This is a genomic window from Dactylosporangium sp. NPDC006015 (genome assembly GCF_040614215.1).
Taxonomy (GTDB): domain Bacteria; phylum Actinomycetota; class Actinomycetes; order Mycobacteriales; family Micromonosporaceae; genus Dactylosporangium; species Dactylosporangium maewongense.
Genome location: NZ_JBEXUD010000076.1, coordinates 25,972 through 35,591, shown reverse-complemented (window position 1 = coordinate 35,591; position 9,620 = coordinate 25,972). Strand labels below are relative to the sequence as shown.

Annotated in this window: 13 protein-coding genes; 6 read left to right on the top strand and 7 right to left on the bottom strand. The window is 73.3% G+C overall.

Going from position 1 to position 9,620, the window contains the following annotated elements; genetic code table 11:
- Window positions 1-175: 175 nt before the first annotated feature.
- Complete coding sequence (locus ABZ321_RS55725; RefSeq protein ID WP_344504270.1) at window positions 176-937, bottom strand: D-Ala-D-Ala carboxypeptidase family metallohydrolase; 762 nt, start codon at window positions 935-937, stop codon at window positions 176-178.
- Between the two features lie 46 nt (window positions 938-983).
- On the opposite strand from ABZ321_RS55725, the gene ABZ321_RS55720 reads away from it, so the two are divergent.
- Window positions 984-1,526: an AAA family ATPase gene (locus tag ABZ321_RS55720; RefSeq protein WP_354904812.1), complete on the top strand. Its 543-nt coding sequence runs from the start codon at window positions 984-986 to the stop codon at window positions 1,524-1,526.
- Window positions 1,527-1,543: 17 nt separating this feature from the next.
- Window positions 1,544-2,371, top strand: coding sequence for an aminoglycoside phosphotransferase family protein (locus ABZ321_RS55715; RefSeq protein ID WP_354904809.1), 828 nt, complete (start codon window positions 1,544-1,546; stop codon window positions 2,369-2,371).
- 165 nt (window positions 2,372-2,536) lie between these two features.
- Here ABZ321_RS55715 and ABZ321_RS55710 read toward each other — a convergent pair whose 3' ends face one another.
- On the bottom strand, window positions 2,537-3,115 hold the full coding sequence (locus tag ABZ321_RS55710) for a GNAT family protein (protein ID WP_344504267.1): 579 nt from the start codon (window positions 3,113-3,115) through the stop codon (window positions 2,537-2,539).
- On the bottom strand, window positions 3,112-3,525 hold the full coding sequence (locus ABZ321_RS55705) for a MarR family transcriptional regulator (RefSeq protein ID WP_344504265.1): 414 nt from the start codon (window positions 3,523-3,525) through the stop codon (window positions 3,112-3,114). Before ABZ321_RS55705 ends, ABZ321_RS55710 begins: the two co-directional genes overlap by 4 nt.
- A gap of 184 nt (window positions 3,526-3,709) precedes the next feature.
- Here ABZ321_RS55705 and ABZ321_RS55700 point away from each other — a divergent pair, with 184 nt between their 5' ends.
- Window positions 3,710-4,156 carry a response regulator gene (locus ABZ321_RS55700; RefSeq protein ID WP_354904805.1) on the top strand — a complete coding sequence of 149 codons (447 nt, stop codon included), beginning with the start codon at window positions 3,710-3,712 and terminating at the stop codon, window positions 4,154-4,156.
- Here ABZ321_RS55700 and ABZ321_RS55695 read toward each other — a convergent pair.
- From ABZ321_RS55695 to ABZ321_RS55685, 3 genes are read right to left on the bottom strand one after another with little or no spacing between them, the layout of a single operon-like run.
- Window positions 4,143-4,715 (bottom strand): GerMN domain-containing protein, encoded by a 573-nt coding sequence (locus ABZ321_RS55695; RefSeq protein ID WP_354904803.1) that lies wholly within the window; start codon window positions 4,713-4,715, stop codon window positions 4,143-4,145. The two genes, ABZ321_RS55700 and ABZ321_RS55695, sit on opposite strands and share 14 nt — an antisense overlap.
- Window positions 4,712-6,070, bottom strand: coding sequence for a HAMP domain-containing sensor histidine kinase (locus ABZ321_RS55690; RefSeq protein ID WP_354904800.1), 1,359 nt, complete (start codon window positions 6,068-6,070; stop codon window positions 4,712-4,714). Before ABZ321_RS55690 ends, ABZ321_RS55695 begins: the two co-directional genes overlap by 4 nt.
- Window positions 6,067-6,741, bottom strand: coding sequence for a response regulator transcription factor (locus ABZ321_RS55685; protein ID WP_344504261.1), 675 nt, complete (start codon window positions 6,739-6,741; stop codon window positions 6,067-6,069). The genes ABZ321_RS55690 and ABZ321_RS55685 overlap by 4 nt, the downstream gene beginning before the upstream one ends.
- A gap of 88 nt (window positions 6,742-6,829) precedes the next feature.
- Between ABZ321_RS55685 and ABZ321_RS55680 the strand changes: the two genes are divergently transcribed.
- The 3 genes from ABZ321_RS55680 to ABZ321_RS55670 all read left to right on the top strand — a co-directional run bounded on the left by ABZ321_RS55680 (window position 6,830) and on the right by ABZ321_RS55670 (window position 8,853).
- Entirely contained in the window at window positions 6,830-7,168 is a 339-nt protein-coding gene (locus ABZ321_RS55680) for an STAS domain-containing protein (RefSeq protein ID WP_344504260.1), read from the top strand.
- Window positions 7,169-7,182: 14 nt separating this feature from the next.
- Entirely contained in the window at window positions 7,183-7,866 is a 684-nt protein-coding gene (locus ABZ321_RS55675) for an STAS domain-containing protein (protein WP_344504259.1), read from the top strand.
- Between the two features lie 78 nt (window positions 7,867-7,944).
- Entirely contained in the window at window positions 7,945-8,853 is a 909-nt protein-coding gene (locus tag ABZ321_RS55670) for a sugar phosphate isomerase/epimerase (protein WP_354904796.1), read from the top strand.
- A 1-nt stretch (window position 8,854) separates the two neighbouring features.
- Here ABZ321_RS55670 and ABZ321_RS55665 read toward each other — a convergent pair whose 3' ends face one another.
- Window positions 8,855-9,610, bottom strand: coding sequence for a hypothetical protein (locus ABZ321_RS55665; protein WP_354904793.1), 756 nt, complete (start codon window positions 9,608-9,610; stop codon window positions 8,855-8,857).
- Window positions 9,611-9,620 lie beyond the last annotated feature (10 nt).

Genomic DNA, 9,620 nt, shown 5'->3' with positions numbered 1-9,620 from the left:
CCGGTGGCAACCCCCCCCCGCGCCCCGCGGCGCGACCCCGCGGCACCCGGTGGCACCCCCCCGCCGGGACCCGCCGCGACAGCGGGTGGGGCGGGAGCAACAGCTGACGGTGACCGCCCGCCGGTGGTGTGTGCCGGCGGGCGGTCAGGCCTGGCAGTGGGCAGGGGGCAGGGGGTCAGTTGTCGCGCAGTGGGTCGAGGCCGCCGGTGAGGCTGGCGACGCCGCAGTTGGGGGCGGACCAGAAGCGGCTCGGGCGGCCGTCGACGTGGGTGTGGTCGTTGTGGTCGGGGTATCCGGGGCCGAGGATGCCGGCGAAACCGTGGTTACGGGCGGCCTGGGCGAGGGTGCACAGGGAGTGCGGGCCGGCGCCGAGGTCGGCGGCGTCGCCGTAGAGGTGGCGGCTGGACGAGGCGCCGCCGACGGCGTTGTTGCACGCGGCGCTGCGGAAGCCGCTGGTGACGCGGATCGGCTGGTCGCCGAGGGCGTGCCGCAGCGCCTGGAGCTTCCACATCGTGACCAGGGCGTTGGCCTTGGCGGTCGCGGCGGAGACGTTGCCGCCGGCCCAGGTGCTGTTGCAATTGTTCAGCTCGGCATAGCTGAAGCTCACGGGCGTGCAGTCGTCGTCCTGGAGGGCGTACAGCTTGGCGAACGTGGCGGGTCCGGCGATGCCGTCGGCGGTGAGGCCGTATGCTGCTTGGAACCGGGCCACCGCTGACTTCGTCGCGGGCCCGTAGACGCCGTCGAGTCCGAGGACCGCGCCCGAGCCGGGGTAACCGGCGACGCGGATCTGCAGCTGCCGGACCCCTTCTCCCGACGATCCCTGGGCCAGCGTGCCGCTCCACGTGTAGCAGGCGTCGGCGTGTGCCGGTCCGGCCGTGACGATCAGTGCTCCGGCCGTCGAGAACACCATCAGTAGCGCCGCACTGAGCAGGCGCATCAGTCTTCGCATAGACGCATATAAGTGTACGAATGGAGTGAAGTCAATGGATGTCCGCCGATACATTCTGACCGGGGCACCCGGCGCCGGGAAGACCACCGTGGCGCTGGCGTTGCGCGCCCGGGGGCACCACGTCGTCGACGAGGCGGCGACCGACGTGATCGCCGCGTCACCGCATGAGCGGCCGCACGAGCGCCACGAGGAGTTCCTCGACCTGGTCGTACACCTGCAGCGGCACCGGCAGGAGCAGGCCGGCGGCACACCGGTGCAGCTCTTCGACCGCTCGCCGCTGTGCACGCTCGCCCTCGCGAGGTATCTCGCGAGGTTCGCCGTCGTCGAGCCCACCCCGGCGCTCGTCGCGGAGGTGCGGCGGGTCCAGGAGCAGCAGGTGTACCAGCGGCTGGTGTTCCTCATCCAGCCGATCGGGTTCGTGACCCCGACCGCGGCCCGGCGCATCACCTACCAGCAGTCGCTGGTCTTCGCCGGAATTCACGAGGAGGTGTACCGGGAGCACGGCTACGATCTGCTCGAGATCCCGCCCGGCACGGTGCAGGAGCGGGTCGCGATGATCGAGGAGCGGCTGCCATAGACACGGCGGAGGACCTGGTGCGGCGGCTCGTCGCCGACCAGTTTCCACAGTGGACAGACCTGCCGGTGGCGGCGGTGCCCAGGCCCGGCACCGACAATGCGATGTACCGCCTCGGCGACGAGCTCGCCGTCCGCCTGCCCCGGCAGGCGAGCGGCGCCGCCCAGGTCGAGCGCGACGCGCACTGGCTGCCCCTGCTCGCGCCCCGGCTGCCGCTCCCGATCCCCGAGCCCCTGGCGACCGGCCGGCCCGCGCTCGGTTTCCCGTTCCCGTGGACGGTCGGCAGGTGGCTGCCCGGCGACACGGTCGAGGCGTTCACCGAGCGGCGCGACGCACTCGACCTCGCCGCGTTCGTCAGCGCGCTGCGCGCCGTCGACCCGGCCGGCGCCCCTGCGGGGTATCGCGGCGGCTCCCTCGCCCGCAACGATGCGTCGGTACGCGACGCGATCGCCCAGCTGGACGGCGAGCTCGACCCGGACGCCGCCACCGCCGCGTGGGAGAAGGCCCTGGCCACGGCCCCGTGGGACGGCCCGCCGACGTGGAGCCACGGCGACCTGCACGCCGGCAACGTCCTGGCCGCCGGCGGGCGGGTCAGCGCGGTCATCGACTTCGGCTGCGCCGGCGTCGGCGACCCGGCCTGCGACGTCATGCCCGCCTGGACGCTGCTGACCGCCGAGCACCGCGACACGTTCCGCGACGCGGTCGGCGCCGACGACGCGATGTGGGAGCGGGCGCGCGGCTGGGTGCTGTGCATGGGCCTGGTCGCCCTGCCGTACTACCGCGACCGCAACCCCGCCTTCGCCGCGATCGCCAGACGCATGCTCGGCGAGGCACTCCCGCGAGACTGAGCGCCGCCGTAAGCCGAAGCGCCGCCGTAAGCCGAAGCGCCGCCGTAAGCCGAAGCGCCGCCGTAAGCCGAAGCACCGCCGTAAGACGAAGCACCGCCGTAAGACGAAGCACCGCCGTAAGACGAGGCGCTAATGGGAGACGAGGCGCCGCCGGGAGACGAGGCGTCAGCCGGCGGCTGACAGGTCCGACGGGATCATGCTGTACATGACCAGGTCGTGCCGGCCGGAGCGGGAGACGGCGACGTTGCGCAGCACGCCCTCAGCCCGGAAGCCGGCCCGCTCCGCGACGTGGCGGGACGCGGCGTTCGCCGGTGCCGCCTGCAGCGCGATGCGGTGGAAGCCCTGCTCCGTCAGCGCCCACCGGGCCACCGCCGCGGCCGCCTCGGCGGCGACGCCCCGCCCGCGCGCCCACGGCGCCGTCCAGTAGTGCATCTCCGCCGACATGGCCGTCCAGTCGGCGCTGAACAGCGAGACGTGCCCGACCAGCCGCCCGCCCTCGCGGGGCGCCACGGCGAAGCCGATGCCCTTGCCCGCGCGGCGCCGCTCCTCGATGCCGCTCGTGCACCAGGCCAGCGCCGTGTCGAGACCCGCGCCGGCGTACGCGTAGCCGAGCGGCGACGCGTCGACGAAGCGGGCGTCGTGCCAGACGGCGTGGACGTCCTGCGCGTCGCCGGGCACGAACGGGCGCAGCACCAGGCGCGGCGTGGTCAGCGTGACGGACGGCAGCACGGGCTCGGCGGTCACGGCAGCGTCACGCTGTCGAGGGGGTCGGCGGACGTCTCCCACCGCTGCCACCACTGCGCGTCCGGCAGCTCACCGGACGCCTCGACGATGCGGTCCAGCAGGTCCACGCTCTCCTGCGACGCGTCGACCTTGGCGTCGTGGACGATCGCCGACAGCTCCCGAAGCCGCTCCCGCATCACCACCCCGACCAGGTCGCGCCCGGCGGGCGTCAGCGCCAGCCACGTCGAGCGGCGGTCGTCGACGCGGTGGAAGCGCCGCACGAGGTGCTTGCGCTCCAGCCGGTCGCACATGCGCGTCAAGGTCGACGGCGCCACGTCCAGCTCCCTGGCCAGGTCCGCGCTGCGCTGCGGGCCGCCGGTCGCCAGCTCCACCAGCGTGCGGTACTGGGCCAGCGTCACGTCCGAGTCCATCGCCGCCAGATTCCGATCCGCCAGTGCAACCATGCAACGGCTGACTGCCAGCAACGCACGAACCAACGCCTCGTTTCCCCCCAGGGTGGTCATCCGGACATCGTTGCATGGTGGATACGTCGTTCCGGGTGCACTATCGTGTGCTTTGACGGTTGCAGTACGGCAACATTCTAGAAGGAGGCAAATGAACGGCGACGGCACGCCGGAGCTGGCCCGGATCCTCATCGTCGAGGACGACGCCGGCGACGTCGCGTTCACCCTCGACGAGTTCCGCGAACACCGGCTCAGCAACGAGGTCACCGTGATCGGCGACGGCCTCGAGGCGATCGACTTCCTCGAGCACCGCGGTGCGCACGTGGACGCCGCGACGCCCGACATCGTCCTGCTCGACCTCAACCTCCCCGGCGTCGACGGCCGGGTCGTGCTCGACCGGATCCTCGGCAACCCCCGCCTCGCCGACCTGACCGTGGTGGTGCTCACCGGCTCGCCCACGGAGGAGCAGATGCTGCGCGACTTCGGCGTCCCCAGCGAGCACTTCTTCCGCAAGCCCGTCGACTTCGCGCAGCTGGCGAAGCTCATCCACGGCATCGACCGCTACTACCTGGTGATCGGCCGCCTCACCGGTCGGTGATCAGCGTGTGGTAGTCGGCGACGGTCAGCGGCCGGTCCGTGAGCGCGCCGTCGGCGCCGGGCACCTTCAGCACCTGACCGTCCTGCAGGAAGCGGACCGTGTCCACGTCGGTGCGGGCTTCCAGGGTGCACACGATCTGTCCGATCGCGAGGATGTCGTCGGTACGGCCACCCGCCTGCGGACGGAACGTCACCTCCGCGGTCCCGGCGACCAGCCGCACCCCCGCGATGAGGTCCGTGCCGGTGAGCGCGCTGGTCAGCCCGGCGGCGCGCTCGGCGTCGGTCGGGCCGGCGGCCAGGTCGGCGAGCAGCGCGGCCACGTCGCTGGTCGAGGCGACCCGCCGCTCCACCGCCACGAGCTGGTCGTCGCGGACCAGGTAGAGCCGCTCGACGACGGCCCCCACAGAGTTGCCCGCCGAGTTGCCCGGCGCCTTCTGCGACGGGTTGGGGATCACCAGCGACGGCTCGATCGGCCGTGGCGCGTGCTCGTCGGGGACCCCGCAGGCCTGCACCGAGAGCGTGAGCAGGGCGGCGGCGACGAGAAGCGCGCGGCGTCTCACCGTACGACACCCGGCAGATCCACCCGGAAACGCGCACCGCCGCCCGGACGGTCGAGCACCTCGACCCGCCCGCCGTGCGCGCTCGCGTGCTGCGCGACCAGCGAGAGGCCCAGGCCGGTGCCGTCGCCGCCGCCGCGGGCGCCCGCCGACCGGCCCCGGACGAACCGGTCGAAGATCACCTCGCGGTCGGCGGGGCGGACGCCGGGGCCCTCGTCGTCGACCTCGACCCGGCCGGCCCCGGCGACGCAGGTGAGCCGGACGGCGACCGGCCCGCCGCCGTGCCGGACCGCGTTGTCCAGCAGGTTGGCCAGGATCTGCTCGAGGCGGCGCCGGTCGACCAGCCACTGCGGCGCCTCGTCGGCGCCGGGCGGCTCCACCAGGTCCGCCGGCAGGCCCTGCGCCTCGGCCACCCGCCGGGCCAGGGCGTGCGGGTCGACCGGGGCGCGCTGCGCCGGCTGGTCGCTGCGGGCCAGCTCGAGCAGGTCGTCGACGAGCGACTGGAACCGTTCGATCTCCTCGACGACGAGGCCGGCGGCGAGGGCGGTCCGCTCGTCGAGGTGCTCCCGCCGCCGGTGCAGGACGCTCGCCGACGCCGCGAGGGTCTGCAGCGGGGAGCGCAGCTCGTGGCTGACGTCGGCGGCGAACCGGCGGTCCCGCTCGTGCCGGCGGGCCAGCTGGTCGACCATGCCGTTGAACGACGTCGTCAGCCGCGCCAGGTCCGGCTCGGCGGCCGGGTCGAGGCGGGCGCTCAGGTCGCCGTCGGTGATGCCCTGGGCGGCGTCGGCGACCGAGCGCAGCGGGCGCAGCACGTACCGGGTCGCGTACCAGCCCAGGCCCGCGCCGGCCGCCGCGACCGCGGCCGCGACGAGCCCGAGCACCCAGGCGAGGGTCCGCAGCGTCTGGTCGAGCTCGCGCAGGTAGTCGATCTCGAACAGCGCCGTCGTCGGCGACAGCGGCACCCCGATGACCAGCGCCGGGACCCCGTCGACGCGGACCCACTGGGCGCCCTGGCCGCCCTCCTCGACGAGCCGTTGCAGCCCCGCCGGGACGGCGGCGGCGGCGCCCGGGTCGTTGTTGCGCGTGTACCAGCCGTCCGCGCGGCGCAGCAGGGTGCGCCGGTTGCCACCGGTGTCCAGCGACCTGAGGATGTCCACGACGTCGGGGTCGTCGTCCCGCAGACTCGCGGTGATGATCCTCGCGTCGTACGCGGTGGCCCGGACCGTGGCCCGTTCCCGCCCGGCGAGCAGGGCGCTGCGGGTCAGCTCGTACGAGATGAACGCCATCGACGCGGACAGCGCCAGGGCCCCCGCGGCGAACCCCGCGATGACCCGTGTGCGCAGCCCGGCCCGCCTCATCGCTGCAGCTTGTAGCCCATGCCGCGGACCGTCACCAGGCGCCGGGGCGCCCGGGAGTCGTCCTCGATCTTCTGTCGCAGCCGGCCGACGTGCACGTCGACGAGGCGTTCGTCGCCGACGTCGTACTCCCACACCCGCTGCAGCAGCTGCTGGCGGGACAGGACCAGGCCGGGGTGCTCGGCGAGCTCGCACAGCAGCCGGAACTCGGTCCGTGTCAGCGCGACCGGCTCGCCCGCGACCCGCACCTCGCCCGCCTCGGGCAGGATCTCCAGGTCGCCGAAGACGAGCGTCGACACGGTGGCCAGCACCGCCCGGCCGCGCCGGCGCAGGGCGCGCAGCCGGGCCGACAGCTCCTTCACCGCGACCGGCTTCACCAGGTAGTCGTCGGCGCCGGCCTCGAGCGCGGCCACGATGTCGTGGGTGTCGTCGCGGGCGCTGACCACCACGATCGGCACGTCGTCGTCGCGGCGCAGCTGGCGGATGCACTCGAAGCCGTCGACGCCGGGCAGCATCAGGTCGACCAGGACGGTGTCCGCGGGCTCGGCCCGCTGCGCGACGAGGCCGTCCTCGGCGGTGGACACGCCCCGCACCGAGTAGCCCTCGTCCTCCAGCGCCAGCACCAGCGACAACCGGATCCGATCGTCGTCCTCGATGACCAGTACGCCCGACACCACTGCATCATGCCAGGTCGGATGCGTTGTCATCGAACTGTCATACTTCCGCGGAACTCCCGCCACATGCGCGGCGGAGGCTCGTCGTATGCACACCGGCACCCCCTTGGTCGAGATCGTCGTCACCGAGGAGCTCGACGCCGCCTCGGAGCCACGGGTCCGGGCGCTGCTCGAGGACGCGCTCACCATGCACCCCGAGCAGCTCGTCCTCGACCTCTCCGCATGCCCGTTCATCGACGCGACCGCGATCGGCATGCTGCTGGACGTCCACCGGCAGGTCTGGACCTCGGGTGGCAGACTCACCTTGCGCGCCCCGTCACCCCGCGTCAGGAGAACGTTGCAAATCGCGCACGTAAATCACGTGTTACGAATGGTCCCCGAGGACGACGGACACGACATGATGACGGAGACCAGAGCGGCCTCTTGAGAGGAGCGGCGACCGTGACCGCGGCGACGACACCTGACGGCACCGACTTCACGTTGATCTGCGACGCCTGTGGCCAGAGCGTCACCGGGCTGGGCGCGACGATGCACAACTGGGATCTCGTCTGGAGCCTGTTCCGCCGGCACGGCTGGACCGGCGCACGGCTCGCGACCGGCCCGCACAGCTGCGGGCGCTGCTCCCGGGTGCCCCTCGCGTCCGCGGACGCCGACCCGGTCGGCTGGCTCGCCGGCGACGCACCGCCTTCGGAGGCGGTCGTCGAGGCGGCGCCCGCCCCCGTGGTCGTCACCGACGCCCGGGTGAGCGCGGCGGTGGTCGACGAGGCACTGGTGGTGTCACTCAGCGGCGACCTGGACATCGAGGTCGGGCCGGCGCTGCGCGACGCGCTGTCGCCCGCCGGCTACCGGCCCGGGCACCTGGTGCTCGACCTGAGCCGGGTCACCACCCTCGACTCGTCGGTGCTGGGGCTGCTCGTCGCCGCCCGGCACCGGGCCGCGCAGGCCGGCGGCCACACGTGCCTGGTGGGGATCGCGCCGTTCATGCGCCGGATGATGCACACCCTGTGCCTGCTGCACCTGTTCGTCGTGCTGCCCGACCGGGACGCCGCGCTGAGCTGGCTGCGCGGCGACGACACGGAGCTGCCCCGGCAGCGTGACCTGCGGGGTGAGACGACGCCGGCCTGAGCCGTGACAAACGCTGCATCGAACTATAGAAATGTCAGGATGAACGGAAGTTCCTGACATCTCGGAGGGAAGTGCAGCATGCCCAGCTCCTCTGTCAGCCGGCGCGGTCTCCTCGGCGCGGCCGCTCTCGGTGGCGCCTCGCTGTTGGGGACCCCGGCCGCGAGCGCCGCGCCCGCGCACCGCCAGTCGCGGGTGCCGCTCGACCGGATCAGCGTGCAGCTCTACACACTGCGCGACCAGCTCGGCCTGGACCTCGCCGCGAGCCTCGCCGAGCTGCGCACCATCGGGTACACCCGGGTCGAGCACGCCGGGTTCGTCGGCCGGACCGCCGCCCAGTTCCGCGCCGCGCTGGACGCCGCCGGCCTGAAGGCCACCTCGGGGCACGTCGCCATCCCGCAGCCGTGGGACGCGACCGCGTGGCAGCGGGCCCTCGACGACGCCAACGTCGTCGGCAACCGCTTCATCGTCCACCCGTTCTTCGGCATCGACCCCGCCACCGGCCAGCCGATCCGCGACGGCGCGAAGTATCACGCGCTCGCCCGCGACCTCAACCGCGCGGGCGCCCTGGCCAGGCGGGCCGGCCTCGACTTCGGGTACCACAACCACCAGCTGGAGTTCGTCCGCCAGGACGGGGGGTCCCGCACCGGGTACGACATCCTCACCGCCGAGACCGATCCCGACCTCGTCCACCTGGAGGTCGACCTCTTCTGGGCGTGGCGGGGCGCCGCCGACCCGGTCGACCTCGTCCAGCGGCACCGCGGCCGGATCCGTCAGGTGCACGTGAAGGACATGGACACGGCGGCGGCGTTCACCGATCCGGGCGTCGGCCTCATCGACTTCGGCCGGATCTTCGAGCACGCCCGTGAGGCAGGTCTGGTGGAGTACATCGTGGAGCGCGACGACGCCGGGACGCCGCCGCGCACGCCGGCGGACGCGCTGACCACCGCCCGGAACGGCTTCAAGTTCCTGTCCGACCTGCGCTTCTGACTCACCACTCGTGCGGCAGGCTGTAGCGCCAGTTCGCCGCGATGAACGCGCCCGCCGGGGTCCGGTAGGACGGCCACACCCCTTCATCTTCATCGGACCTCGGCAGGTCGCGGCGGACCTTTCTGGCCTTCGCGCCCGCGAGCTTCGTCTCGCGGTAGGGCCGGTCGTGCCGCACGTCGGGCACCGGCACGCTCGCGGGCCACGGCTCGGGGCCGTCGGGCTCGGCGTCGAGATGCACGGCGACCAGGAGCAGCGCGTCGGCGGCCCACGGCGTCCCGTCCGCGCGCACCCGTCGCCGGAGGACCTGCACGTGGTCGTACAACTCGTGCAGCGCGACAGGAAACGCATGCCGCGGATCGCCGTCGCCCCACCCGTCGAGATGCGCGGTCAGGTAGTGCCCGTCGGCGGTCCGGACCCGCACCCGCTCCGACGGGGCATCCTTCGGCGGTTCGAAACCGGGCCGGCGGCGCAGGTCCGCCCGCTTGCCGAGGACCTGGACCGCGTGGGTCCGCAGCGCCTCCGCCTCCCCGGCCGGTAGGTACTGGTGCGCCGCCGCGTCGGCGTAGGCCTCGCCGTCGCCGTAGACGGCCAGCGGCGGGGGCACCAGCACGCCGACGCCGGGCGGGAAGAACCCGCGCTGTTTCTCCCACTCGAACATCGGCCACTGCACGACCGCCTGCTTCGCCTGTGCCGTTCTTCCACCCAGGACCGAGCTGGCGAAGGCCCCACCGGCCACGAGGAGTGCTCTGCGCTTCACGCTGCGAGCC

Excerpts from the sequence above, each read along its gene's own strand:
- ABZ321_RS55725 (WP_344504270.1), bottom strand. The coding sequence starts at position 937 with ATGCGCCTGCTCAGTGCGGCGCTACTGATGGTGTTCTCGACGGCCGGA.
- ABZ321_RS55720 (WP_354904812.1), top strand. The coding sequence starts at position 984 with ATGGATGTCCGCCGATACATTCTGACCGGGGCACCCGGCGCCGGGAAG.
- ABZ321_RS55705 (WP_344504265.1), bottom strand. The coding sequence starts at position 3,525 with ATGGACTCGGACGTGACGCTGGCCCAGTACCGCACGCTGGTGGAGCTG.
- ABZ321_RS55700 (WP_354904805.1), top strand. The coding sequence starts at position 3,710 with ATGAACGGCGACGGCACGCCGGAGCTGGCCCGGATCCTCATCGTCGAG.
- ABZ321_RS55690 (WP_354904800.1), bottom strand. The coding sequence starts at position 6,070 with ATGAGGCGGGCCGGGCTGCGCACACGGGTCATCGCGGGGTTCGCCGCG.
- ABZ321_RS55680 (WP_344504260.1), top strand. The coding sequence starts at position 6,830 with ATGCACACCGGCACCCCCTTGGTCGAGATCGTCGTCACCGAGGAGCTC.
- ABZ321_RS55670 (WP_354904796.1), top strand. The coding sequence starts at position 7,945 with ATGCCCAGCTCCTCTGTCAGCCGGCGCGGTCTCCTCGGCGCGGCCGCT.